This window comes from Virgibacillus siamensis (assembly GCF_900162695.1).
Lineage (GTDB): Bacteria > Bacillota > Bacilli > Bacillales > Amphibacillaceae > Lentibacillus > Lentibacillus siamensis_A.
Map to the genome: position 1 here is coordinate 1,689,611 of NZ_FUIH01000007.1, position 26,791 is coordinate 1,716,401.

The following is a 26,791-nucleotide window of genomic DNA, read 5'->3' on the forward strand; positions in this document are numbered from 1 at the left end:
AGTATAAGGATAACAGAGAGGGGTTTCAGAAATATGGACGGGCCTGTAAACAATGGAAGAAAAAAGAAAGGAATTCCCAAAAAACTAATCGCAATTCTGGCAGCAGCTTTAATCATTATCGGCGGAAGTGTAGCCGCTTATGCTATGTTGACCGGATCTGCCAAAGCACAGTATTTCCTGGCAGAAAAAAACACGATTGAATTTATTGGTGATAAATTTGAAGAACGCTTTCAGCCGGAATTTGACTGGGCGGAACAGGCAAGTAAAAATGCTACGGAGACCTCGTACGAATTATCCGCGGCGTATAACGGACCTGTCGCTGCGGGAATAGGCGTTCCTCCCCAGTTGATTAATAATTCAACGATTGAATTGACAACTCAAATGAATCAAAAAAAAGCACAAATGATGACAGATGTAAATGTAAACTTCGGCGGGGTTGAAATCAATGATATCCATGTATTTTTAAATGAAAATGACTTATTGCTTAAACTCCCCTTTCTTCAGGAAACACTAAAAATAACTGATAAAGACCTGAGTAAACTTCTTAAAGAATCGAATCCGGCCATTACTGGTGAACTGGATTTCAACACAGTATTTAAAAGTTTGGACGGTTCTTTATCAGAGGAAGACCATGCATACATATATGCAGAATATCTGACATTCATTTATGAACAGCTGCCAAAGGATGCTTTTAAAACCAAAGACGAGACAGTGAAAGTTCAAGACAAATCAGTTGATGCAAAAAAAATCACAATGAAACTATCTGAAAAACAAGTAAAAAATATCCTTAGATCGGTACTTGAAAAGATGAAAAAGGATGATAGATTAAAGGCGCTTGTCAGGAAGCAACTTGAAATTCAACAATTAGGAACATTGTCCGCAACTTCAGGAAGCGGACAAATGCAAAACAATATCCAAACTGCCTTAGAAAATTATGATAAAGCACTTGATAAAATAATGAATGGCTTAAAAAACTTTCAAATACCTGATGGGTTGACTTCCGAAATATGGGTGCACGATGACCTTATTGTAAAGCGAAACATGAAAATCAGTATCGCTCCTAAGGGTGAAAAACCATCCACTCTTACTGTTAATGGAACTCAATTATTGTCCGACACTTCACAAAAAGTGAAGTACAAACTGGCAGTTGATCAGCAGTCATTTACAGTTACTGCAAATCTTTCAAATCAAGATAATAAGCTGAAAGATTCCATTTCATTTTCTGACGGAAAAACGGATATCACATACAACGGTTCATCCTCGCTCAAGGACGGAACCCGTGAATTCGAACGGAGCTTTTCTGTAGAAGGGGCAGGAACCTTTATATGGACTGGTGAAGCTGATTATAACAATGATAGAATGTCATCGGAGAACAACATCACAATGGAAACTCCGGATTTACAGCAGGATATGATTGACCTGCAAATTGATAAAGAAGCCAAAACGATTAAAAAAGTTGATCAGCCTGGCAATTCAAACTTGAAAAATATCGGCGACATGTCACCGATTGAAATGCAGCAATATATGGAGCAGGAAATAAGACCGCAATTCCAGCAATGGTTCATGAGCATTATGGGTTTTCCAGGCGGTATGAACGGTTTTTAACGGGGAAGTGAACATATGATATTACTTAAGCAGTTTTTCCTGTTTTTACAACATGATTTTAGGAAATTGAAGAGGAAGTGGATCTCACTTCCTCTTCTTTTACTGTTTCCAATTTTTATTATGTCACTGTGCGCGATAATTGCTGTAGCTGTTTTTTCACCCGATAAAGAAGACCCGATAGTTGTGGGGTTAGTTGACCTTGATCAATCCAAAGAAACAAAAATGGTCACGAAGATGATTGAAGGTTCCTCTCAATTAGGGAATTACATACAAATCGAAAAACTGACAAGGGAGCAAGCTGCACAACATATAAAGAATAAGCTGAGTGCTTACATAACTTTTCCGGATGGATTTACGGAAGATTTATATAATGGAACTTCTGTCACATTGCAAGTAACCGGAAACCGAAATAAACAAACCGAAAGTTATGTGATCAAAGAACTGCTAGACAGCATTGCAAGACACATTCGCACATCACAGGCGAATATACTGACGGTCAACTATTACGCCAAACAATTATCCATTAGCGAATCGAAAAGGCATGATTTGTTATTTAAACAGTTTACCAATTTCCTGTTGTACACTGTTGGAAAAGATAAAATAGTGGATGAGACAAAAATAACTAACGATGCAACTTCCGCCTCGCTTCAGTATTACATCCTTTCCGGCTGGATCGTTGTAGTTACGATTTGGCTGCTTGGTTTCTATTCTTTTTTTTCAGGGGAAGACGAGCTGCTTCTGAAACAGCGGATGCGTTTGTATGGCGTTATCTTCCTTGTCCAGCTGCTCGCCAAGATGGTTATTTCCTTTGTGGTAACCGGAATTTTGGCTGCGGCAATGCTTTATATCTGCACTACATTTATGAATATAACCCTTTACGGTGATGATTTGATCCGAATAGCAATCATTACAGGCTTATACTGCCTTACTTTCCTAACAACTCTTGCCATCATTGAAACGCTTATCGTCAGCCCAAAAATCCGATTGCTGATACAATCCTTGTTTACCGTCATGACTTTGCTTGCAACAGGGGCAATATTGCCATCATTGTATTTTCCTTTCTATATACAATCTTTTTTGCCATATATATTTGCTTATGAAAGTTTCTACTGGCTCCGGGAAATTCTTCTAAACGACAGGTTGTACGCTGAATATATACCACTCTTATTGATGACTTCAGCTGTATTGTTTCTTCTCCTCGGTCTGTCGCTATGGAAGGAGCGTCGATACTTATGAAACAGATGATAATAACACGGTTCATGCATTGGAAAAAGCAATCATTCGCACTTTTATTCTGGCTGTTCCTGCCTATTTTCGCAACATGGGCTATTACAACTGTAACAAATTCGGTTACAGATGATGCAAAAGTTCCGGTGGGGATTGTTTTGGAAGAACAGTCCGATACTGCATTGGAGCTGGTTGAGGAAATCAGGTCTGTTCCTTTTGTCCGATCAACCATTTTGGAAGAGAAAGAAGCACTTTACAAACTGAAAAAACATGAACTGGACAGTGTCTTCGTCATTGAGGAAGGGTATCAGGATCATGTGCGGCATGACCAGCGAAACCAGCTTATCACAGGCTACTATTCTGATCTGTCATTTGCTTTCGTGCCGGTAAAAGAAATGATTCTGTCCTATGTGCAACAGGAAACCAGTCGGGCAAAAGCAGCAATTTCCGTAAAAAACCTTGAAAATAAATACAACGGAAATAGCGAATGGTCTGCGGAAGAAATAATTGCGAAAAGCAAGGAAATCCAGCAAAACGAAAATCTGCTGGAAACCACGCTTTCTTTCAGTGGTTCAAAAATACGGACGGAGGACGATCCTCCATTATTTCTGATTTGGGGGATTTGGGGTATTTTCACGATCTTATCTGCCTTCCTTATTTTTGACTGGGTTATTAAAGAAAAACATGCAAACGTTGCGGTTAGATTTCCATTTACCCGTACACCATTAAAGACCTATCTCATACAAAACTTTATACTGTATACCCTATTATTCTTGATAACCGATTTCCTTGCTGTTTCATTTTTCTATATGGTGTATCACGAATCAATCAACATACTAAATCTGATTATATTCAGGATTTTAATCAATCTTGCTGCCTTTTTACTTGCACAGCTATTTTCAAATATATTTTTATTCTACTGCACTTCTTTCGGTTTAACATTAACAGCAGGTATTATAAGTGGTGCACTGTTGCCATCAGGATTTTCGTTATATTGGTCGGGATTTGATTGGATAAATCCGCTTCGACCCCTGCTGGATGGGAAATTTATAAGCCTATTGCCGCTCACAATTGTGATACTTGCTGTCCTCTGGGGGGTTAGAAAGGAGAATACCAATGCTTAGCATAAATAAATTATCAAAAACATTTCGTAAAAAACAGGTTCTGGATTCCATAACATTTACTGTCAATCCCGGTGAAATTATTGGATTAGTCGGTGAAAACGGCGCCGGAAAATCAACTATGCTGCACATTTTGGCCACCTTATCCAAGCCGGATTCAGGAACCCTTACGTTACAAAAAATGTCCTATGATAAAGATAAGAAACACATTCGAAAACAAATAGGATTCGTTCCTCAGGATATAGCATTATGGGATGAATTTACTGTTAAGGAGAACATGCTATTTTTCGAAAGGCTATCATGGACACATAAAAATGAAGATGAACTGCAACAACTTTGTTTTAATATGAAATTGGACAAGTGGAATCAGCCGGTTAAGACCTTGTCCGGGGGGATGAAGCGGAAACTGAATCTCGCGATATCTCTCATCCATGACCCGTCACTTTTACTACTGGATGAGCCGACTGTTGGGATTGACCTGAAATCCCGGAAAGAAATTGGTGCCTATTTGAGTGAACAGGCTAAACGGAACGATAAAATGATTATCTACACTTCACATGACATGGATGAAATTGAAAATCTATGCGACACAATCTATTGTATCGGGAAAGATCCATTTTATTTTGATGTATTAAAGAAAGCTGGAAACAACCCGATATTGCTGTAAATAAAAGCGCAAGCGCCCGTTTAGTAACGTACGCTTGCGCTTTTGCTTTATGCCATTACAATTTCCTTCACTTTATCACTATCGAGTTTCTTAATGGTTTCGACAATTAGTTTCACTGCATTTTCAAAGTCGTCACGATGCAAAATTGCTGCATGAGAATGAATGTATCGAGTTGCAATGGTTATGGATAGTGCAGGAACCCCATTAGCTGTCAAATGGATGGATCCGGAATCTGTACCTCCACCTGCCATAGAAGCATATTGGAAAGGTATCTTGTTTTCTTCAGCTGTGTCCACAACGAATTCACGAACTCCTTTATGTGAAACCATTGATGCATCATAAAGGATAATTTGCGGGCCTTTTCCAAGTTCACTGTCAGCATCCTTATCGGAAATTCCTGGAGTATCCCCCGCGATACCAACATCAACACCGAAGCCGATATCCGGTTTAATCGTATGTGTGGATGTTTTTGCACCACGAAGGCCAACTTCCTCCTGAATGGTACCAACGCCATAAACGACATTCGGATGGTCGACATCTTTCAATTGTTTTAATACTTCAATTGCGATTGCACAGCCAATTCGATTATCCCATGCCTTGGCGAGCAGCATTTTTTCGTTTTTCAATTGTGTGAACTCGAAATAAGGCACTACTGAATCCCCCGGACGCACGCCAAATTCTTTAGCTTCCTCCCGGCTTGATGCACCGATATCAATGAACATATCCTTAATATCAATTGGTTTCTTGCGGGCATCAGCAGAAAGAATATGCGGCGGTTTTGAACCAATGACACCGGTAACGTCACCTTTTTTGCTCATGACTGTTACGCGCTGTGCCAACATAACCTGGCTCCACCATCCGCCGACGGTCTGGAAGTATACGAAACCGTTTTCATCAATACGGGTAACCATGAAGCCTACTTCATCCAAATGACCGGCTACCATGATTTTTGGACCATTTGCATCACCGGTTTTTTCTGCAATCAGGCTTCCGAGATTATCCATAAAGACGTTATCCGCGTATGGAGTAATGTACTTCTCCATTACTTCTCTCGCTTCTTTTTCATTACCCGGAATCCCTTTTGCATCCGTTAAATCTTTAAGCATCGTATTCGTTTCATCCAATTTTGCCATATGTAAGTACCTCCTATTTTTTATCCTCTTCCATTATAACCGTAATGCGTGAAATAACAAAATATTTCATTTATCAGTATCCTTGATCCTGCCGTTCATAATTGATTTCATTTTTTTTCAGATAGGCCTGTTGTATTGCTTCTTCATCAAAGCCTAGTAATTCCCCCAGCTGCACATAATATTCAAATAGTGCTGCATAATTTACTTCAGTAGGTTCCTGCCTGAAAAGCACGGATGCATCATAAACTCTGTTAAATTGGTCAGTTTCACTTCCAACTGGAGCAGATGGATTAACCCTGGAAAATATCATTCCTTTTTCAAGTCCCAGTGATAACAGAAAGTGAATGCCATCCACATACTCTTCCAAAATGATGGATCTTTCATTTCTCGGTTTTGTACTCCAAAATTTGAAGCATCGTGTTTCATTTGCCAGTTCTCCCAATTCAACAAGAAGTGCCAAAGATTTTTCCTGAAATAAATTTCTTCCCGACAAATCGTGCTGTGATTCAATATACTTGTCCAATTGTTCTTGCATGTTGTAAAGTGTCTGCCAGTCCATCATGAAACCTCTTTTCATTCTCTTTTATATTAATTGTATCATGAATTCGATATAATTTTGAAACCACTTACGTTCTTCAATCGTATTATTGATTAACACATTACAGGGAGTCGGTTTAATATGATTGTAATTCTTTTTCGCATCTTGATATTTATTGCTCTGGTACTGCTCCTGTATACCATTTACAAGTATTTTCGTAATCCTGACAGAAAGCTCCAATTGGCAAAGGACAATAATGAATTTTATATACTTGATGAATCAACGAACAGCAAAAAAAATATTCAGCTGGCATATAAGGGCTGCCTGTTTGAAGGTGAAAAATATTTAGGAGCAGCGGAAGATTCCTTCGAAGTTGTCAATGTTCATGTATTTGCGCATGAACCGGGTGAACTCAGAGGCATAACCAGGGACGATTTATATTTTATTGAAAAAGAATTGCTCATCCGCTATCCATACGCAAAAATTGAATGGAAACATCCAATCAATAAATTGATGATTACCTCCATCGATTGAAAAGGCGCACCTTAGCTGGTGCGCCTTTTCATGTACTGACCTGAAAAAAATCATTCCATTTTATAATAATTTCTTTCCGGCGCAGCAAATAAATTAGTGGGAGCAGTATTGCCAGTGATACGAGGATATATAATGGTGATAGTCCGGAAATCCACTTTCCGATGGATGTGTATACAAGAGCAAGAGGAATATTTGATAGCAGTGATGATTTCATATAATCCTTGAAGCCCACCGATATTTCAAACAAACATAATGACAGCAAATGAAAGTGTATGAACGGAATAAGTCGTAAAAGGGCAATTTGTGGAGTAGTAAGTTCAGAATGACTGCCAATTATCTTTTGCTTTAAACAAAGCAGTCTGTTCAATGTTCCCGGCATCCAGCGAATAACACCATAAAAGAGTAAACTGGATAATGTGATTCCGATTACCGAATACACTGTTCCGGCAACCGTCCCAAACAAAACACCACCGGATATACAAATCAACACTACCGGTAAAAAAAATAATGGCCTTAAGAGATGGCAGCTGATAAACAATAATGGAGCAAAAAAACCACCTGTTTCAATAAGCGCCAATAAGTAGTTGCCAAACAGATCCATATCTTGCCTCCTTTACATGTACCTCCCCTTTTGTTATCAATATCTATAAGCTTTTGTACATGTATATGACAAGAGACGAGCCGTTATGACATCCGAATCACAATAGCGGCTATTAAAATAATATGTATTAATATAAGAACAGGCATTCCAATCACGAATGAATAATGCTTGGTCTTATGGCGGAATATTTTCATGCCAGCAAGTGCTCCGGCAGATCCTCCAATAATCCCTGTTAACCATAGTGTTCGTTCCGGAATACGCTGCTTATGCTTTTTAGCCTTTCGTTTATCTGTACCCATCATAATAAAAGCAAGCACATTAACAAATGCCAAATATACCCATACGTACATAGCCAATCCCCCTTTAACATAGAAAGACCAAACCCAATTCGGTTTGGCCACTGTTTCATATCAATTATTTTAGAGCTGATTTTGCTTTTTCAGCAAGTTGAGCAAAGCCTTTTTCATCATTAACTGCAAGATCAGACAGCATCTTGCGGTTTACTTCGATTCCGGCAACTTTCAATCCGTGCATCATTTTGCTGTACGAAATATCGTTTATACGTGCTGCAGCGTTAATACGTGCAATCCAAAGTTTGCGAAATTCACGTTTCTTTTGCTTACGGTCACGATACGCATATTGACCTGACTTCATTACTTGTTGTTTAGCTGTTTTAAATAACGTTCTTTTCGAACCATAATATCCTTTAGCTAGCTTTAACACGCGCTTACGACGTCTGCGTGTAACTGTTCCACCTTTTACACGTGGCATAGTAATTCCCTCCTAATATTGCATATAAAAATATTTTTAAAGTCGTACAATGCTTATTTGTATGGCAGCATTGTTTTAATACGTTTGAAATCTCCAGATGAAACAACAGCTGACTTGCGAAGTTTACGCTTTTGTTTTTGAGATTTATGCGCGAACATATGGCTTGTATATGCATGTGCACGCTTAAGCTTTCCTGTAGCTGTTTTTTTGAAACGTTTTTGAGAACCTTTATGGGTTTTCATTTTAGGCATAGTTAGTTCCTCCTTGTAAGCATAAAAAAATTATTTTTCGTTTGATGGAGCGAGCATCATAAACATGTTGCGGCCTTCCATCTTTGGCTTGGATTCAACCGTTGCAAGATCGTTTACCTCTTCAGCAAGGCGGTCAAGTACTTCACGTCCAAGTTCTTTGTGTGTAATTGCACGTCCACGAAAACGAACTGATGCTTTCACTTTATCACCTTTACTTAGGAATTTACGAGCATTTTTTAATTTCGTATTAAAATCATGTTCCCCAATTCCCGGCGTAAAGCGAACCTCTTTTACATTGATAACTTTTTGTTTCTTGCGCGCTTCTTTTTCCTTCTTTTGCTGTTCAAAACGATATTTCCCGAAGTCCATGATACGACACACCGGTGGTTTTGCATTTGGCGCAACAAGAACAAGGTCCAGGTTGCGTGTTTGCGCAATTTTCAAAGCTTCATTACGAGACTTTACCCCAAGCTGATCACCGTTTGCATCGATAAGACGTACTTCTTTAGCACGAATCTTTTCATTGACATTCATTTCTTTGCTAATAGCCAGCCACCTCCAGATTTTTTGTGTAACTGATCCTGACAAGTGTTGCATATAAAAAAAGTGTCGGTACTTAATGCACCCACACTTCTCCAATAGTCTTTTAAAAGAATTCGGAACCAGCCAACTGCAATAATTGCGTTGATCAGGTGAGAAGCGGGTGCTTCTACTTGTCTTTAGATCACTTTATTAAATTCAACTTTAATAGAATATCACGTAATTACGTTTCTGTCAAAGAAATAAATAACTACGATTGCTTTAATCATATCACAAACCATAGGACATGAATAGCCCAGATTATATGCGGTACATATATCCGGGCTTTAGATTATAACTTACGCAGCGCTTTGGTTTCAATTTCTTTTGTAACCATATCCTCAAACAAATCATAAACCATAGTCTCGGATTCTTTTTCACCGTACCGGCGGACATTTACGGAACCACTTTCAATTTCCTTATCCCCCAGAACCAGTGCAAATGGGATTTTCTTCGTCTGTGCCTCCCGAATTTTATAGCCGATTTTTTCGTCCCGTTCATCAACGGATACACGAACACCGCTTTTCCGTAATTTATCAGCAATTTCCTTCGCATAATCCAGATGCACCTCTGGTGAAACAGGTATGATTTTAGCCTGAACCGGTGCGAGCCAAGTCGGGAATACACCTTTATATTCCTCAATAAGAAATGCAACAAAACGTTCCATTGTGCCCACAACACCACGATGGATTACAACAGGACGGTGTTCCTGACCATCCTCGCCAATATATGTCAAATCAAATTGTTCCGGCAAGTGGAAGTCCAACTGTACTGTTGATAATGTTTCGTCTTTTCCTAAAGCTGTTTGCACCTGTACATCAAGCTTTGGACCGTAAAAGGCAGCTTCTCCGACTGCTTCCACATATTCCACTTCCATGTCATCGAGTGTTTCTTTCAGCATCGACTGTGCTTTCTCCCACATCGCATCATTGTCAACATATTTTTCCTTATCTTCCGGATCACGGTAAGAAAGACGGAAATAATATTTATCAATCCCAAAATCTTTATAAACTTGCTGAATCAGCTCGACTACGCGAATAAATTCATCCTTTAACTGATCAGGACGTGCGAAAATGTGCGCATCATTTAACGTCATAGCCCGAACCCGCTGCAGCCCAGCCAATGCGCCTGACATTTCATGCCTGTGCATCATGCCAAGTTCAGCAATCCGCACTGGAAGGTTCCGGTAGCTGTATAATTGATTTTTATAGACCATCATATGATGCGGACAGTTCATCGGACGAAGAATTAATTCCTCATTATCCATTTCCATTGGCGGAAAAATATCATCCTGATAATGATCCCAATGGCCACTTGTTTTATAAAGATCAACACTTCCCAATACAGGAGTATACACGTGATCATAGCCAAGGCGTTCTTCCAGATCGACTATATAACGTTCGATATTACGCCGGATGGTTGCTCCTTTCGGCAGCCATAACGGAAGACCTTGACCAACTTTCTGGGAAACCGTAAAAATTTCCAGTTCCTTGCCCAATTTACGATGATCACGTTCTTTTCTTTCTTCCAGAATGCGCAAATGTTCATCAAGCTGGGATTGTTTTTCAAAAGCTGTTCCATAAATACGCTGCAGCTGTTTGTTATTACTGTCCCCGCGCCAGTAAGCACCGGAAATGGTCAATAATTTGAATGCTTTTATTTTACTTGTGGATGGAACATGAACCCCGCGGCATAGGTCGAAAAACTCTCCCTGCTTGTAAATGGTTACCTGCTCATTTTCCGGAATAGCATCGATTAATTCCAGCTTCAATTCATCCCCAATTTCACGGAACATTTCTTTCGCCTGTTCACGGGAAACTTCAATCCGTTCGATTTCCAGATTTTCATCGATCATGCGTTTCATTTCTTTTTCGATTTTCGGTAAATCTTCCGGTGTCAGTGATTGGTCCAAATCCATGTCATAGTAAAAACCTTCTTCAATGACAGGACCCACTCCGAAATTCACATGCTTATACAGCCGTTTTATTGCTTGTGCCATGAGGTGCGCCGTTGAGTGACGCATGATTTCGATGCCTTCCTGATTTTTGTAAGTGATTATTTCAATGGCACCATCATGCTCCAGTCCCCGCCGTAAATCATACAGTTTTCCATCCAATTTCACGGCAAGCGCTTGCTTTTTTAAACCGGATGATATTGAGCCTGCTACTTCTTCTCCAGTTGTTCCTTTAGGAAATTGTTTATTTGCTCCATCAGGAAACGTAATTGTAATGTCAGACATAGATTTCCGCTCCTTCATATTTAATCTAAGAAATTAAAAAACGCCCATCCCTCTGCTAAACTGCAAAGGGACGAGCGTTAATCACGTGGTTCCACCCTAATTCCCGCAAAAAAATGCGGCTTCATTATATCTTTAACGCAGATAATACGCTGCAATATACATATTGTTCCATCACAGGGTTTAAAGGTGGTAATCATTTGCCAGATCAGAGGAAGCTTTCAGCCGATGACTTCCCTCTCTTATCAAACCATTATACAAATAATTATGTCCTTATCATTACCTTTGAAAAAATTTACTTCTATTTAAAATGTATTATAGCTTCTAGTACGCATAAAATCAAGCCTTAAGATTTATTTTTCAAGTAATTGGAAAATGGAAAACTGCTGAACGGCTTAAACTCAGCTTTTTCCTGAAACACATTAATGACTGTCAGCGTTTTTGGTTCCGACGGATAATCCCCATAAATCGTTATTTTATCTGGTGCCATTGCAATGAGCGGAGCCAAATTCAGTTCCTCTTCATCAAGACCTACCATGTACAATGGTTCTTTATGCATCAGCATACGCAATTCCATTCTTGTAAATTGTTTTCCATCGGGTTTAAAAAAAGTAAACGGATTTCCCTGCAGAATATGAACGGTACTGAAAGTTGCTTTCCGTGTAACGATGTATTCCCTTAACGAATCAACAAACGCCTGGTGATCTTCTTCCCGCTTATATTCGTCAATTGCCAACCCGACAAAATGAATAAGCTGATCCTTAAACATTTTTGTCTGGAATTTCAATATGGAATCAAAATGAATCGTATCGGTATTTTCCAAATTCCCGATTATAATTGATTTTAACAATTGACTTGGATCTCTGTTTTTACGGACCCGCCTGCTGTCTTCATCCTCACCATCATAGAGCCATTGGGCAATGTCAGTGATGCGGTCAATTTCCTCTGTATTTGAATAATAATAATGAGTTTTAATAATGCCGCTAATTAGGCTTGTCAGCCGGTGGCCATTAAACACATCCATCATTGCCTGTGCAGTTGTTGATGTAATACCGTCAGCATGTCCGATTTCAAGCTGTAATTGATTCCCCCATTCCTCATGTGTCCTCCAGTATAATTCAATTCGTTTATTATACTGAAATAAATGCTCGCAAAAACTAATTGCTTCTTTATCATGTTCAAAAAATACCTCCAACAAATAATCACCCTCATCCAGACCAAACTGTTACATTATATGGACCTGTTGTTAAAAAAATGTGTAAACCATCAAAACTAGTAACAGCAGTGATAATGGAGAGGTGTTTCATCAAAAACCCCTTGGATCATATAGATCCAAGGGGGAATGAGAATACTATTGCAGCAAAATCTTATCATTAATAGTCTCTTTCATTTCTTCTATAAATCGCGCCTGTTTTCACCTGATAACGGAATTTCGGCGGAAACTTGTTTAATCCGTTCGATAATTCTCCCTGCCTTCACGGTTTCTGTTCCACCTTTGTTTGACATTGACAATTGTCTTTCCAGTTGATCAAGACTATAGTTAGAAGTAAAAAAAACCGGCAGCTTTTCCATCATCCGATATTGCAGAATAGACCCGAGTATCTCATCCCGGAACCAGGCAGATTGGGTTTCCGCTCCAATATCATCAAGCATCAGAACATCGGTATTTTTAAAATAATTGATTTTATCATTAATGGAGTCATCCTTAATGGATCCTTTCATCTCCCTGACAAATTCCGGCATATAGATCAGCATTGATGAAATGTTCATATGCTTTAATTCATTGGCAAGAGCACCCAGGAAATATGTTTTGCCTATACCAAACGGACCATAAAAATACAAGCCTCGTTCAGGAAGCTCTGTTTTTGCATCCTTAAGAAAATGCATCATTTCATGAACAACGGGCTGCCTGTTTTGATCGAGTTCAATACTCGAAATACTCGCGTTGAAAATATCTTTAGGCATGTACAAGCTTTGAATTAAACGCTGCTGATCCTTTTGCTTTTCATAATCAATCCGGTTATGGCATTTTTCATAAACCAGATGAATTTCATTATCTTCCACCTGCAATATAGGAGAATATCCTTGTATCATATTCATGCAGCTGCCAAAACTTTCACATTTATCGCATTGCTTGGACTGCGTTTTATATTCATAGAGTTTTATCAGGCTCTTATCTATTTCCCGTTCCGAAATATTTGGATGCAATGAAAGAAACTCTTTAATTTCAGGGTCCTGAAGCACTTCTTGCCTTACCTTTTGATAGTTTTCTTTAAAATTTTTATTTTGCTGCATCCACTTTTTCAGTTCTGATTGGACCGGTTTCATCGAAATCATCCTTGACCTTGATTATTTTTGGTTTCCATTCGAAAATTCTTTCAGAAGTGCCGCAAACTCATCATTATTCTGTTCATATTCTTGATTGTTCCGGCTTGGCTGCTGCGGCTTCTTTTTCCTTTCTTTAAACCAATCCGGCACCACTTCCCTGGAAGGATTAGTTCGTTTATTATACTTTCCGGAAGTTTTATTCTTTTGAACGAATTCCTGTTCTTTTTTGGCAAAGGCCATTGCCTCTCTGGCAGTTTTCAAATTCGCACGTGACCAGTGACTGGCAATTTTCTCCATATATGCCTTTGACAGTTTCATATTAGTCTGCAGCAGAACATAGTGAATCAAAACATTCATAACTGGAGAAGGAAGGCCCTGCGTTGTCATAATATCCCGTATAACTTTCATATCCTGTCCGGAAGCCTGACCGCCATTTGATAAATCCTCCAGTAATTGTCTTGGTGACATTCTTTCCAATTCGGTAATAAACTGCTCTTGTCTTGATTGTGGTTTTTTTTCAGGCTTCACATCTTCTGAGGGCTTCTCTTTTTCTGTCAACTTTATTGTCGATTTCCGATGTCTGCTTTTGAACAGATCATGACACGCCTGCTTAAATTCATTATGATGAAGCAAATTTTCATCGGTCAACGCCCATAAAATGGCCTTTTCTGTATCAAGTCCTGTTAGATCGTACAATACCATCATTTGCGTAATCAGCTTCTTATTGTCCGGTGTCAGTACCTTTTTCACAGGAATCATTTTTCGCTGAAGCATTTGTTCAATCCATGAAAAATCCATTTCAACTCGATTTTGTGCTTCGTCATTAGAGTATTCCACTATAACACCACTGCCAGGTACCGGTTGAAATGTCTGAAATACATCGTGAAAAGAGGCAGTAACATTATTTTCTTTTGTCATTATTTCATCTTGCTGATACGTACGTTTAAGCATTTGAAACTTATCATTATCAATATGGTGATACAATAATTGCTCGAGCATTTCATCCTTAAAAAAAGCCGATGGGGCAAAAGGGCATTGCAGTTCATAAACATATGAATCATGCTCATCAAGGGATTGCTTAAATGTTTTAAGCAATCCGATTCCTTCAAGCTTTAGTCTTGCCCTGTAGATAGTATCCAAAGGCACATTCATATAATTCATTAAAGTATGATGGGTCTGGTTCCCTGTTTCCTGCTGCAGTTCTCTGTCATGCAAAAGTGTCTGATAAAGCATAACCGCTTCTATTCCAATCAGCGGCTGATAAAGATGCGTCAGTGATTTCGCATAATCAACAGGCAATTCACCTTTCAGAAATACATGATAACCTTCAATCGGCAATAACTTTCCAATAACATCCATATGTCTTTCCCTTTCTTTCCATTAGCTGTCTGACCCGGAGTTTTCTTTATCCGTTTTGATTAAGTCTTTAAGTTCATCCAGAAATACACTAATATCCTTGAATTGGCGATAAACAGAAGCGAAACGCACATATGCCACCTCATCAATATGTGAAAGCCGATCCATCACCATTTCACCAATTTGCTTGCTGTCAATTTCTGATACACCTGTATTTCGAAGTTCTTTTTCAACATCAACAGCAATTCCTTCTATTTTTTCCATTGGTACGGGACGTTTTTCACAAGCTTTGATTAATCCTCTGATAAGCTTATCACGGCTGTATTCCTGACGCGCACCATCCTTTTTCACAACAATTAACGGGACCTCTTCAATCCGTTCAAATGTTGTGAAACGAAAACCGCACTCTTCGCATTCTCTGCGCCTGCGAATGGACCGGCCTTCTTCAATTGGTCTGGAATCAAGGACCTTCGTACTTTTATTGTGGCAATTTGAACATCTCATTTCAGTTCAACCCCATTCATATTACATTTACCTGTTTGTTTTTGGAATTACGGGAAGTTCTTTATCAGCCTGGTTGTATAACTGCTGGATCACTTTCGTACTGTAACCCAGATCAAATGGAAAAGCCGATTCTGTCGTCACTGAAAAATCAATGGCTGTCTGATGCGGTCTGACCATGATAACAGTTCCCACAATAAACGCCTTTCTGCCTTTTACAATCGAAGCACTGATTTCCCCGCGTTCTTTGGATATAGCATTTATACGAAACGATTCATTTTTATTAAAAAAAGCTTCAAGTACATTCAATGCTTTGTCTTTTGTTGTCTTATAATAACGTGTTTGAAGCGAAGCATCCGGATGATTCTCGTTTGTTTCAGCATGATTGCTGAAAAATTTCCCCAAATTCTGTCGAAACGCCATTCAGTACACCTCGTCCAATAAATTATGTAACTTTATTTATTTTAACATGTTTTCGCCAATTGGACTAATCGTTTTATCATGGCAAACCAATTGATTGAAATAAAAAAGACCGGCCGCAATTATTGCGGTCAGCCTTTAACATGTACCCGGTTTATGATATCTTTACCTGTTTTTGATGAAGACAGCTGCCTACATATTTCGTCAAATCCAGAACCCGTTTGGAATAGCCCCATTCATTGTCATACCAGGCCAGAACCTTAACCTTCTTATCTTCCATAACCATCGTTGTTAAACCATCAATAATTGCAGAATAATCAGTGGTGGTGTAATCGATTGACACGAGAGGTTCCTCACTGTATTTAATAATTCCTTTCATTTGATTTGCTGAAGCCTTTTTAAATGCTTCATTTACTTTATCAATGGTGACCTCATCTTCAACATCTATCACAAGATCAACCAGGGAAACATTTGGTGTCGGAACCCTTAATGCCATACCATGCAATTTCCCTTTCATATTGGGTAATACCTCTCCCAAAGCTTTTGCAGCTCCAGTTGATGTTGGAATGATAGATTGATTGCATCCCCGGGCACGACGCAGATCTTTATGCGGATTATCCAGATTCTTCTGGTCACTTGTAAATGCGTGAACAGTAGTCATAAGTCCATTTACGATTTTAAAATTCTCATCCAGCACTTTCACAACAGGGGCCAGACAGTTTGTTGTACAGGATGCATTCGACACAACATCATCTTTATCAGGGTTATAAGTTTCTTCATTGACACCCATTACAATTGTGTTGTCTACTTCTTTTCCCGGCGCGGTAATAACTACTTTTCGTGCACCTGCCTCCAGATGCAATCCCGCACTCGCTTTTGTTTTGAATTTACCGGTTGCTTCCACAACCACGTCTATATCAAATTTTTCCCATGGCAGTTTTTCCGGTTCACGTGAACTTACATGATTAATAAATTTCCCATTCACTTCGATACCCTGGTGAAGCGGTTTCACTTCACCGTCAAAAATACCGTGAACACTATCATATTTAATGAGATGTGCAAGTGTTTCTGGAGGATAGCTCGCATTAATTGCAACGACCTCTAGTTGATTATCAGTAATTGCCTGACGAAAAACGATGCGTCCAATTCGTCCAAATCCATTAATTGCAATTCGGGTTTTTTTCATCTGTAGTCCTCCCATATATGTTATACTCTTTTTTGTAATTATCATAAATAGTATAACATATTTCAAGTAAAATGTGCTTAAAAGTTTGTGAAAACAGATAAAAAGCGCCAATTATGATATGGCGCCCCAATTCTTCAATATTTTTTCCAGCTGCAGAAAGGATTCCTCCACTGTTCCATTGTTATCAATAATTGCATCGGCAAGACTCACTTTCTTGTGAATCGGTATTTGTGAATCAATCCGCTGCTTTGCTTCACGTTCAGATGAACCGTCACGTTCCATTAAACGCGTTAATTGTACATCCTCATCAACAGCAACCACAATGGTTTTATCCACAAAATGAGTCAGATTGCTTTCAAACAACAATGGTATATCCAATATGATACACCTTTCACCTGATTCCATGTATGCATCTCGTTTTGAGAGCATTTTTTCCCTGACAGCAGGGTGCACAATTCCGTTTAGTTTCTCTCGCTTTTTTTCGTCGGCAAATATAATGGAACCTAATTTTTTCCGATCCAAAGTATGATTGGCAAATAATACTTTTTCACCGAACGCTTCCACAATCTGTTTATAAGCACTTTCACCCGGCATGACAACTTCTCTCGCTATTTTATCTGCATCGATTACGGGAATACGGAATTTCGCAAACATTGACGATACCGTACTCTTTCCACTTGCAATACTACCTGTCAGTCCTATCACTAGAGCCATGTTACATACCCCGCTTATAATTTTTGGCAGGAGGCACAAACGTGAGTCCCCCGCCCGCCTACTTTTAATTTAATAATAGGCTTTCCGCACTTTTTACACGGATTGTTTTCCTGTCCATATACAAATAATTCCTGTTGAAACATACCCATGTCACCTTGTCCGTTCACATAGGATCGAATTGTCGTCCCGCCTTGCAAGACCGCCTCCTGCAACGTTTGCATTGCTTCATTGCGTATTGCCTTTACCTCTCTTTTGGAAAGTTTACTTGATTTCTTTAAAGGATGGACATTTGCTCTGAATAACGTCTCATCCACATAAATGTTACCCAGTCCCGCAACAATTGACTGATCTAGCAGGGCGGTTTTAATATTGCGTTCCGTTTTTCTCAGTTTTTGATAGAAGTACTCCTGTGAAAAATGTTTGTCAAACGGGTCCGGTCCCAGTAAGGAGAGAGGTTTTTGTGTGAATTCCTCCCCCTTTGAAAATAGATGCATCGTTCCAAATTTACGTACATCATTATAGCGCAGTTCATCTCCGCCAACAAAACGAAAGATAACATGCGTATGCTTTTTTATTATTTCTGATGATGGGTGTACACTGTATTTGCCTTCCATCCGTAAATGCGACACAAGCACATGATCATCCAATTGAAACAGCAAAAACTTGCCTTTTCGTGTAATGTCCTGAAACGTTTGTCCATTCAGTTCCAATTTAAACTGTTCCACATCATCCGGCCGCTTTATAATGTTCGGCCAAAATACTTCCACTTCTTTAATTTCTTTTCCAATCACAAATCGTTTCAGTGTGTTTTTAATCGTTTCGACTTCTGGTAATTCCGGCATGATTTCCTATCCCCTTATTTTGCATCAAACCAGCTTTCACCATATTCATAATCAACCTTTAACGGTACTGATAATTCAACGGTATTTTCCATAACTGCTGGTACTATTTCTTTTAATTTATCGATTTCTTCTTTTGGCGCCTCCAGGATAAGTTCATCATGAACTTGCAGCAGCATACGTGCATTCAGTTTTTCGTCAAGCAATTTTTCATGCAGATCAATCATAGCTTTTTTAATGATGTCTGCAGCACTCCCTTGTATAGGCGTATTCATTGCAGTTCGTTCTGCGAAAGACCTCATGTTAAAATTCCTGCTCGTAATGTCTGGTAAATACCTTCTGCGGTTCATGATTGTGGTCACATATCCCTGATGTTTCGCCTCATGTACGATTTCATCCATATAATTTTTGACTTCCGGATAACTGTCAAAATAACGTTCAATAAACTTCTTCGCTTCCTTCCGAGTGATGCCAAGACTTTGGGAAAGTCCATAGTCACTGATTCCATACACTATACCAAAGTTAACCGCTTTTGCCTGCCTGCGCATAATGGATGTCACGTCATTTTCTTCTACATGGAAAACATCCATTGCGGTACGTGTGTGGATATCCTGGTCATTTTTAAACGCCTCAGATAACTTTTCATCACCCGCGATATGTGCAAGCACGCGAAGTTCAATCTGCGAATAGTCAGCTGCAAACATAATCCAGTCCTTTCCAGACGGTACAAAGGCTTGGCGAATTTTACGTCCCTCTTCCAACCGGATTGGGATATTTTGCAGATTAGGGTCAATGGAGCTTAAACGGCCTGTCTGTGTAAGTGCCTGATTAAAACGCGTATGGATCTTACACGTATCCTTATCTACCACTTTGAGCAATCCCTCAATATAAGTTGACTGCAATTTACCAAGCTGTCTGTACAAAAGCAGCTTCTCTATAATTGGGTGCTCGTCTTTAAGCTGTTCAAGGACATCCGCTGCAGTTGAATAGCCAGTTTTTGTCTTTTTAATTACCGGCAGCTCCAGTTTTTCAAACAGGATTGGTCCGAGCTGTTTCGGGGAATTCAGATTAAACTTCTCTCCGGCCAGATCATGTACTTCTTTTTCGAGATCATTTAATCGTTGCTTTAAATCTTCACCCATTTTTTCAAGCCTTCCGATGTCCACCAAAACGCCAGTGTGTTCCATTTCACCAAGGATCAGCGCAAGCGGCATCTCCAATTCCTTTAGGAGTTCATACTGATCATTCTGCTTTAACTCCTCTTCCATTTGCGATTTAACCTGATACATCAGATTTGTTTTGCGCACAACATGGTCTGCCAGCACATCTTGTTCCGGGACTTTGGCCTTTGCCCCTTTACCATATACTTCCTCATCATACAACACTTCCGTTCGACCCATTCGATGTCCAATTGCCGGGATATCATGATTATTTTCGGACGGATTTAGAAGATAAGAGCTTAACAGCATATCGAATGCAATCCCCTTGATGTGAATATCATGTCTTAACAAGGCAACGAGCGTTTTCTTTGCATCAAAAACTATTTTTGACTTGCGGGCATCTTCCAGCCACTCTTTAAACACTTTTGACTGTACTGCAGTCTCTGTTGGGATAAAATAGGCATGTTTCTCTGTTACCAGTCCAATCCCTTCAATTGCCGCCTGATGGTAACTGTCGCCAAACATTTCCACGACAAGTGCAGCATGATCAGTCAAAATATCTTCATGTATGTCCTGCAGTATGTCATATTCAATTTCTTTCAGTTCCTGCGATTCTATGGCACCTTCTTCAGCACCCTCCACCCTGGACAACAATGATTGGAAACCAAGATTTTTGAATATGGTACTAACCTCGGTGGCAGAGTATCCGCTATAATCCAGTTCATCAATCTTCACCTTTATTGGTGAATCAAGCTTTATCGTCACTAATTCCTTACTCATGAACGCTTCGGATTTATGGTTGGACAACTTTTCCTTCAATTTCTTTCCGCTGATTTCATCAAGGTTCTCATAGACCCTTTCAAGCGTATGATACTGCTTTAGTAGTTTGGTTGCAGTTTTCTGACCAACCCCCGGAACCCCTGGAATGTTGTCCGAACTGTCTCCCATTAATGCCTTTAAATCAATAATCTGGTCCGGATCGATTTCCATTTTTTCTTTCATGAAAGCTGGTGTATATAATTCGATATCACTAATGCCTTTTTTCGTCAGATTAACCGTCACTCGATCTGAAGCAAGCTGAAGCAGGTCTTTGTCACCGGAAATAACCGTAACATCCCACTTCTTATCCTCGGCCTCGCTGGCAAGGGTCCCAATAATATCATCCGCTTCGTATTGTTCCAACTGATAATGCGGAATCTGAAAAGCATCAAGCACTTCTTTAAGGATTGGAAACTGCTCAGACAACTCCGGCGGTGTCTTTTGACGGCCGCCTTTATACTCTTTATACGTTTCATGTCGGAATGTCGTCTTCCCGGCATCAAATGCCACCAGCATATGTGTCGGTTTTTCATCCTCAAGAATTTTTAGAAGCATTGTCGTAAAACCGTAAACTGCATTTGTATAAACACCTTTATCATTATTCAACAAAGGCAAGGCAAAAAACGCGCGGTAAATGATGCTGTTTCCATCAATGAGCACCAGTTTTTCAGCCATATGTACTTCTCCTCCAATCAAACCGTTATAATCGCTAAACTTATTTTATCATTGAATAAGAGAGATTGAAAAAGTTATCCTTTAGGTCTTTTGTGGAACCAAAAAAACATCCTCGATCAGGATGTTATTTTGGGAAATAGACGTGAAAAGTTGATCCTTTATTCAGTTCACTATCCACTGTTATTTTTCCGCCATGTACTTCAACGATATGCTTTAAGATGGAGAGACCCAATCCGGTTCCGCCAGTATTTCTGCTGCGGGCTTTATCGACCCGGTAAAAGCGCTCGAATATTCTCGGAATCGCATCCTTATGAATTCCAATTCCAGTATCCGTAACATATATATGGACGAAATCATCTGTTTCATCCGCATTCAATGATACACGTCCATTTTCGGATGTATAGCTGATTGCATTCATCAGCAAATTCATAATCACCTGTTTGACTCCTTCACGTTCAGCTTGAAACACGATGTTTTCAGCAATTTCTACGGAAAGTGTAATTTTCTTTTTTTCTGCCGACTGATTTACGATTGGTATTATTTCATTGATCAGCACATCCAAATTTACATCTCTTTTTGAAACTTGATACGCTTCTTTTTCAAGCTTGGAAAGAGTCAATAAATCCTCTATCAATCCCTGCAAACGTGCGCTTTCATCATTAATAATCATTAAAAAGTTGTGGAGTGTTTCTGGATCTTCCTTCGCACCTTCAAGTAAGGTTTCGGCAAAACCCTTTATGGACGTAATCGGCGTTTTTAATTCGTGTGAAACATTAGCTACGAAATCCTTCCGCGTTAATTCCAGTTTCTTCAAATGTGTAATATCATACAAAACAAGTACAGCACCCTTCAGCATATTTCGCTCATTGAAGATAGGTGCCCCAACAATCTCCAGATACTTTTTATCGTTTTCCACAACTTGCGTAAAGGACTCTTTCACATTTTTTTCATACAGAAAGGTTTGCTGGACGGTTTCATGTATCCGCTCATTCTCCAGTACATCGTAATACAAATATCCAATATAGTCGTGTTGGCCCCCGCCAAACATAGTGATGAATTTCCGGTTAACCAGATGAATATATCCCTTCTCATCCAGAAGGACAAGACCGCTTTCCATATTATCGATGACGGTGGAAAGCTGCTTCTCCTGCATTTGTTCATGAATCGCAAATTCACTCAAGTTTCGTGCCAGAATGTTTATTTTATTGTTTAATTCCGCAACATTTCCTTCGGCACTATGATGAATGCGTGCGCTGTAATTTCCTTTGACAAGCTCATTGACTGTCCTTGTAGCTTTTTTAATTGGTTTCATATATTTATCATAAAGATGAAGCATGATCAGCAGCAGTATGACAAACTCCACTACCAGAATAGCACCCAGAATAATATATTCATCAGTAGTTTGTGCCAGCAAAACTCCTGTTATAATGACTAACACAAAAATTCCGACGACATATGCAAATAATGGTCTCGAAAATATGGCCCGCATTACTCAGGTTCCTCCATTTTATATCCTAATCCCCGGACCGTTTTAATATAGACCGGTTTTTTCGTTACTGGTTCAATTTTTTCCCGAAGATGGCTGACATGCACATCAACAATCCGTGTATCCCCTGCAAAATCATAGTTCCATACAGCACTTAACAATTGATCCCTGGAAAGAATCTTCCCTTTATGTGCTGCCAGATAATAGAGCAGTTCAAACTCTTTTCTGGTAAAAGTAAGGATTTCATCATGCATTTCAGCTTCATAGCGTTCCGGATATATTGTCAATTTTCCAATCTGCAAAGATGAAAAACTGTGTTCCTCCACCTTGGCAGCCCGTCTTAAAATTGCCTTTATCCGGGCAACAACCTCTTTTGGACTGAAGGGTTTTGTCAAATAGTCATCTGCACCAAGTTCCAACCCCAATACTTTATCAAACTCATCATCTTTGGCGGTCAGCATTAAAATAGGTACATCAATTTTGTTATTGCGTAAGTGTTTACACACATCCATTCCATCCATTTCCGGGAGCATTAAATCAAGAATAACCAAATCATAATGGTTCTGTTCGACCATATTGACCGCTTCGCGACCGTCAAAAGCTACATCGGCCTCAAATCCCGCCTGTTCTACGTTAAATTTCAACAAGGTAACAATCGATTTTTCATCATCAACGATAAGAATTCTTTTTCCCATATTTACCCCATCCCTGCTGCAACATGTGTTATATTCATCATACAATGAATGGGAACAGATGTGAACACGATGCCATGTAAAGATTAATTTACAAAGTATAATCTCATCATCACAAAATTATCGTTTAAAAGAAATTCTTTAATGAACGACCGCTGATAGATTCCGGTTCATAGGAAGGAATCACATTCAGTTTACCATGAACAACTTCATCACCATCATTATCGTATGCAATGACAGACATTGTTGCCTGGTGTGCGTCCCGATCAACTGCGATAATTTCAAGATTGAATGTTATTTCCGTATAATGATAGACAGGTTTTGGAAACGACATCTCATGTCTTGTGATATGACTTCCTGGCCCGGGGAGATGCATGGAAACAATTGATGCTGCCATCCCAAACAACATTACAACCGGAACAATCGGCTGTTGATACGGTGTTTCAGATGCATAATCATGTTGTAAATATAATGGATTTGCGTCATCTGTCAATCCCAAATACAATAACAAGTCGCGATCCTCAATTACCCTTGTCGCCGTATAATAATCCCCCACTTCCAATGTATCAATCTGTTTACCAAGCTTTCTCTTTTTTTCTGCCACAATTACCCCTCCATTCGTGTAAGCGCTTACTATTATACCAAAAATAAGCCAGTCTGACTAAATAAAAAAACCCTCCTTCATACAGTGTTCCTGCACAAAGAAGGGTTTTCGATTCAAACCAACTGCATCCTGACAGTGGGAAGAGTTAGTCCATATTTTTAATTAATTCATCACCGAATTCAGAGCATTTCACTTCGGTTGCACCATCCATCAAACGAGCGAAATCATACGTTACAACCTTTGATGCGATTGTTTTATCCATTGCTTTTGTAATAAGATTTGCTGCTTCTCTCCACTCCAGATGTTCAAGCATCAATACTGCGGAAAGAATAACGGATGAAGGATTTACCTTGTCCATTCCAGCATACTTAGGTGCTGTACCATGTGTAGCTTCAAAAATCGCATGGCCGGTATCATAGTTAATGTTTGCACCTGGTGCAATTCCAATTCCGCCTACTTGTGCTGCCAACGCATCGGAAATGTAGTCACCGTTCAGGTTCATCGTTGCCACAACGTCAAATTCATTCGGACGGGTAAGAATTTGCTGCAGGAAGATATCGGCGATTGCATCTTTAACAAGAATTTTTCCGGATGCCAATGCTTCATCCTGTGCTTTATTTGCTGCATCTTTTCCATCTTTTTCAACGATCCGGTCGTATTCTGCCCATGTGAATACTTTGTCACCGTATTCCTGCTCAGCAACTTCATATCCCCATGCTTTGAATGAACCTTCCGTAAACTTCATGATGTTACCTTTATGTACCAAAGTAACACTTTTACGTCCCTCATTCAATGCATATTCAATGGATGCACGTACAAGACGTTTCGTTCCTTCTTCAGAAACAGGCTTCACACCAATTCCGGATGTTTCAGGGAATCGGATGTTGTTCACACCCATTTCATTCTTCAAAAAGTCAATCACCTTTTTAACTTCGTCTGATCCCTTTTGCCATTCGATGCCTGCATAAATATCCTCCGTATTTTCACGGAAAATTACCATATCAACGTCTTCCGGACGTTTAACCGGTGATGGAACACCTGTAAAATAACGGACCGGACGCAAACATGTGAACAAGTCCAATTTTTGGCGAAGTGCCACATTCAACGAACGAATCCCGCCGCCGATTGGTGTAGTAAGTGGTCCTTTAATAGCAATCTTATATTTATCAATCATGTCCAATGTATCTTGCGGAAGCCATTCCCCAGTCTTATCATATGCTTTTTGACCTGCATATACTTCGGTCCACTGAATTTCTTTCTCACCGTTATATGCCTTTTGAACCGCTGCTTCGATTACCCTTCGTGCAGCTGCCCAAATATCAGGACCGGTTCCGTCTCCTTCGATGAATGGAACGATTGGCGTATTTGGAACGGTCATTTTTCCGTTCTCAACAGTAATTTTTTCTCCTTGTGTCATAAAAATTCCTCCTAATCATCTTTCATACATTTGCTATTCTATCATATTGCATCCAATCATGGTAATAGCCGGAGTTACCGGCTATTTCAAATACTCCCTACCGCTCTTCAATCGGCTTATATGCTTGTGTTTGCGGACCAACATAATATGCACGAGGACGAATTAGACGATTGTTGTCATATTGCTCAAGAATGTGTGCCAGCCATCCGGAAGCACGACTCGTAGCAAAGATCGGCGTAAACAAATCATGATCAATTCCCAGGCTGTGATAAACGGACGCTGAATAAAAGTCAACATTTGCCGGGAGACCTTTCTCTTCTTTAACAAAATCTTCAATTTTAACGGACATATTATACCATTTAGATTGTCCGCTGGTTTTTGTTAACTCGCGGGACATTTTTTTCAAATGTTTGGCACGTGGGTCACCGTTTTTATAAACCCTATGTCCCATACCCATGATTTTTTCTTTTTTGTCCATTTTATCTTTTATATATGGAATGGCATTTTCTTCTTCGCCAATTTCAGTCAGCATTGCCATAACACGCTCATTCGCACCGCCATGCAATGGTCCTTTAAGCGCACCGATTGCGGCAGTAATACCTGAATAGATATCCGAAAGGGTTGCTACACAGACCCGGGCCGTAAATGTCGATGCATTTAATTCATGATCCGCATGCAGAACCAAAGCTTTATTGATAGCTTCAACTTCAACATCTTCAGCTTCTTTCCCATTCAGCATATAAAGAAAGTTAGCAGCAAAGCTTAGTTCTTTTTTAGGCTTAACCGGATCCTGTCCTTTACGAATTCGTGCAAATGCCGTAACAATCGTTGCAATTTTAGCCTGAATGCGAATTGCCTTACGCTTATTTGCCTCAGGTTCCATGACATCTGCCTCATTATCATACAATCCCAGGATGGAAACTGCTGTACGTAATGCTGCCATTGGATGTACTGTAGATAAATCATAGGAACGCAAATGATCAATTACTGCTTCCGGCAATTCCATTTCTGCTGCCAGGTCAGCTTTAAATGCATCCAGTTCAGATTCTGTTGGTAATTTAAGATTCCATAATAAATAAACTACCTCTTCAAAACTGGAATTATCTGCCAAGTCATCAATTTTATAACCGACGTATGTCAGTTGATCATCAATAATTGAACTGATTGACGATTGCGTTGCGACAACTCCTTCTAAACCTTTAGTTGTTGCCATAACAAACCCTCTCCTTTTTCTATGAATTGTTCATTAGCTTAGGTAAAATAATTATAAGTATATTGGACAATATTCTTACAATATAACATTGTCATCCCCACGGACAATTATAAAGTAT

General features: G+C 39.5%; 27 protein-coding genes and 2 other annotated features. Of the genes, 5 read left to right on the forward strand and 22 right to left on the reverse strand.

Features of this window, described 5'->3' with window-relative positions; genetic code table 11:
- The first annotated feature begins 33 nt into the window (after positions 1-33).
- Genes B1K71_RS12335 through B1K71_RS12350 form a run of 4 tightly spaced genes read left to right on the forward strand, consistent with a single transcriptional unit; the run spans position 34 to position 4,620 of the window.
- The gene (locus B1K71_RS12335) at positions 34-1,605 is read left to right on the forward strand and encodes a DUF6583 family protein (RefSeq protein WP_077327355.1); all 1,572 of its coding nucleotides are present in this window, start codon (positions 34-36) and stop codon (positions 1,603-1,605) included.
- Between the two features lie 15 nt (positions 1,606-1,620).
- Positions 1,621-2,841, forward strand: coding sequence for an ABC transporter permease (locus B1K71_RS12340; protein WP_077327358.1), 1,221 nt, complete (start codon positions 1,621-1,623; stop codon positions 2,839-2,841).
- Positions 2,838-3,956 carry an ABC transporter permease gene (locus B1K71_RS12345; protein ID WP_175631904.1) on the forward strand — a complete coding sequence of 373 codons (1,119 nt, stop codon included), beginning with the start codon at positions 2,838-2,840 and terminating at the stop codon, positions 3,954-3,956. The genes B1K71_RS12340 and B1K71_RS12345 overlap by 4 nt, the downstream gene beginning before the upstream one ends.
- The gene (locus tag B1K71_RS12350; protein WP_077327364.1) at positions 3,949-4,620 is read left to right on the forward strand and encodes an ABC transporter ATP-binding protein; all 672 of its coding nucleotides are present in this window, start codon (positions 3,949-3,951) and stop codon (positions 4,618-4,620) included. The genes B1K71_RS12345 and B1K71_RS12350 overlap by 8 nt, the downstream gene beginning before the upstream one ends.
- Positions 4,621-4,667: 47 nt before the next feature.
- Here the strand turns inward: B1K71_RS12350 and B1K71_RS12355 are convergent, their stop codons facing one another.
- Entirely contained in the window at positions 4,668-5,753 is a 1,086-nt protein-coding gene (locus B1K71_RS12355) for a M42 family metallopeptidase (RefSeq protein ID WP_077327367.1), read from the reverse strand.
- Positions 5,754-5,826: 73 nt separating this feature from the next.
- The gene (locus B1K71_RS12360; protein WP_077327370.1) at positions 5,827-6,312 is read right to left on the reverse strand and encodes a dUTP diphosphatase; all 486 of its coding nucleotides are present in this window, start codon (positions 6,310-6,312) and stop codon (positions 5,827-5,829) included.
- A gap of 120 nt (positions 6,313-6,432) precedes the next feature.
- Between B1K71_RS12360 and B1K71_RS12365 the strand changes: the two genes are divergently transcribed.
- A complete protein-coding gene (locus tag B1K71_RS12365) occupies positions 6,433-6,825 on the forward strand; it encodes a sigma-w pathway protein ysdB (protein WP_077327373.1) in 393 nt (130 codons plus the stop codon).
- A gap of 28 nt (positions 6,826-6,853) precedes the next feature.
- On the opposite strand, the gene B1K71_RS12370 is transcribed toward B1K71_RS12365, so the two are convergent.
- The 20 genes from B1K71_RS12370 to citZ all read right to left on the reverse strand — a co-directional run bounded on the left by B1K71_RS12370 (position 6,854) and on the right by citZ (position 26,673).
- On the reverse strand, positions 6,854-7,426 hold the full coding sequence (locus B1K71_RS12370; protein WP_077327376.1) for a TVP38/TMEM64 family protein: 573 nt from the start codon (positions 7,424-7,426) through the stop codon (positions 6,854-6,856).
- Positions 7,427-7,509: 83 nt separating this feature from the next.
- Positions 7,510-7,776 (reverse strand): DUF1294 domain-containing protein, encoded by a 267-nt coding sequence (locus B1K71_RS12375; protein WP_077327379.1) that lies wholly within the window; start codon positions 7,774-7,776, stop codon positions 7,510-7,512.
- 64 nt (positions 7,777-7,840) lie between these two features.
- On the reverse strand, positions 7,841-8,197 hold the full coding sequence (gene rplT / locus B1K71_RS12380) for a 50S ribosomal protein L20 (protein ID WP_077327383.1): 357 nt from the start codon (positions 8,195-8,197) through the stop codon (positions 7,841-7,843).
- Between the two features lie 53 nt (positions 8,198-8,250).
- Positions 8,251-8,448, reverse strand: a complete 198-nt coding sequence (gene rpmI / locus B1K71_RS12385; protein WP_077327386.1) for a 50S ribosomal protein L35 — start codon at positions 8,446-8,448, stop codon at positions 8,251-8,253.
- Between the two features lie 30 nt (positions 8,449-8,478).
- Positions 8,479-8,982 (reverse strand): translation initiation factor IF-3, encoded by a 504-nt coding sequence (infC, locus tag B1K71_RS12390; RefSeq protein ID WP_139343328.1) that lies wholly within the window; start codon positions 8,980-8,982, stop codon positions 8,479-8,481.
- 60 nt (positions 8,983-9,042) lie between these two features.
- Positions 9,043-9,169 (reverse strand) — a sequence feature (ribosomal protein L20 leader region).
- A 150-nt stretch (positions 9,170-9,319) separates the two neighbouring features.
- Entirely contained in the window at positions 9,320-11,266 is a 1,947-nt protein-coding gene (thrS, locus tag B1K71_RS12395) for a threonine--tRNA ligase (protein WP_077327388.1), read from the reverse strand.
- Positions 11,267-11,329: 63 nt separating this feature from the next.
- Positions 11,330-11,552: a binding site (T-box leader), on the reverse strand.
- Positions 11,553-11,609: 57 nt separating this feature from the next.
- Positions 11,610-12,458: a putative sporulation protein YtxC gene (gene ytxC, locus B1K71_RS12400; RefSeq protein ID WP_245799264.1), complete on the reverse strand. Its 849-nt coding sequence runs from the start codon at positions 12,456-12,458 to the stop codon at positions 11,610-11,612.
- A gap of 200 nt (positions 12,459-12,658) precedes the next feature.
- Positions 12,659-13,591 (reverse strand): primosomal protein DnaI, encoded by a 933-nt coding sequence (gene dnaI, locus B1K71_RS12405; protein ID WP_077327394.1) that lies wholly within the window; start codon positions 13,589-13,591, stop codon positions 12,659-12,661.
- Between the two features lie 21 nt (positions 13,592-13,612).
- Positions 13,613-14,950 carry a replication initiation and membrane attachment family protein gene (locus tag B1K71_RS12410; RefSeq protein WP_077327397.1) on the reverse strand — a complete coding sequence of 446 codons (1,338 nt, stop codon included), beginning with the start codon at positions 14,948-14,950 and terminating at the stop codon, positions 13,613-13,615.
- Between the two features lie 21 nt (positions 14,951-14,971).
- Positions 14,972-15,451, reverse strand: a complete 480-nt coding sequence (gene nrdR, locus B1K71_RS12415) for a transcriptional regulator NrdR (RefSeq protein ID WP_077327400.1) — start codon at positions 15,449-15,451, stop codon at positions 14,972-14,974.
- Between the two features lie 27 nt (positions 15,452-15,478).
- Complete coding sequence (locus B1K71_RS12420; RefSeq protein ID WP_077327403.1) at positions 15,479-15,871, reverse strand: cytosolic protein; 393 nt, start codon at positions 15,869-15,871, stop codon at positions 15,479-15,481.
- Between the two features lie 151 nt (positions 15,872-16,022).
- The gene (locus B1K71_RS12425) at positions 16,023-17,054 is read right to left on the reverse strand and encodes a glyceraldehyde-3-phosphate dehydrogenase (protein ID WP_077327406.1); all 1,032 of its coding nucleotides are present in this window, start codon (positions 17,052-17,054) and stop codon (positions 16,023-16,025) included.
- A 111-nt stretch (positions 17,055-17,165) separates the two neighbouring features.
- Complete coding sequence (gene coaE / locus B1K71_RS12430) at positions 17,166-17,768, reverse strand: dephospho-CoA kinase (RefSeq protein WP_077327408.1); 603 nt, start codon at positions 17,766-17,768, stop codon at positions 17,166-17,168.
- A gap of 14 nt (positions 17,769-17,782) precedes the next feature.
- Positions 17,783-18,610, reverse strand: coding sequence for a DNA-formamidopyrimidine glycosylase (gene mutM, locus B1K71_RS12435; protein ID WP_077327411.1), 828 nt, complete (start codon positions 18,608-18,610; stop codon positions 17,783-17,785).
- Positions 18,611-18,624: 14 nt separating this feature from the next.
- Entirely contained in the window at positions 18,625-21,261 is a 2,637-nt protein-coding gene (gene polA / locus B1K71_RS12440) for a DNA polymerase I (protein WP_077327414.1), read from the reverse strand.
- A 124-nt stretch (positions 21,262-21,385) separates the two neighbouring features.
- The gene (gene pnpS / locus B1K71_RS12445) at positions 21,386-22,750 is read right to left on the reverse strand and encodes a two-component system histidine kinase PnpS (RefSeq protein ID WP_077327417.1); all 1,365 of its coding nucleotides are present in this window, start codon (positions 22,748-22,750) and stop codon (positions 21,386-21,388) included.
- Positions 22,750-23,442 (reverse strand): response regulator transcription factor, encoded by a 693-nt coding sequence (locus B1K71_RS12450; protein ID WP_077327420.1) that lies wholly within the window; start codon positions 23,440-23,442, stop codon positions 22,750-22,752. Before B1K71_RS12450 ends, pnpS begins: the two co-directional genes overlap by 1 nt.
- A 124-nt stretch (positions 23,443-23,566) precedes the next feature.
- Entirely contained in the window at positions 23,567-24,043 is a 477-nt protein-coding gene (locus tag B1K71_RS12455) for a MaoC/PaaZ C-terminal domain-containing protein (RefSeq protein ID WP_175631905.1), read from the reverse strand.
- Between the two features lie 145 nt (positions 24,044-24,188).
- Positions 24,189-25,460, reverse strand: a complete 1,272-nt coding sequence (gene icd / locus B1K71_RS12460) for an NADP-dependent isocitrate dehydrogenase (protein ID WP_077327428.1) — start codon at positions 25,458-25,460, stop codon at positions 24,189-24,191.
- A gap of 97 nt (positions 25,461-25,557) precedes the next feature.
- Entirely contained in the window at positions 25,558-26,673 is a 1,116-nt protein-coding gene (citZ, locus tag B1K71_RS12465; protein WP_077327431.1) for a citrate synthase, read from the reverse strand.
- Positions 26,674-26,791: the final 118 nt, after the last annotated feature.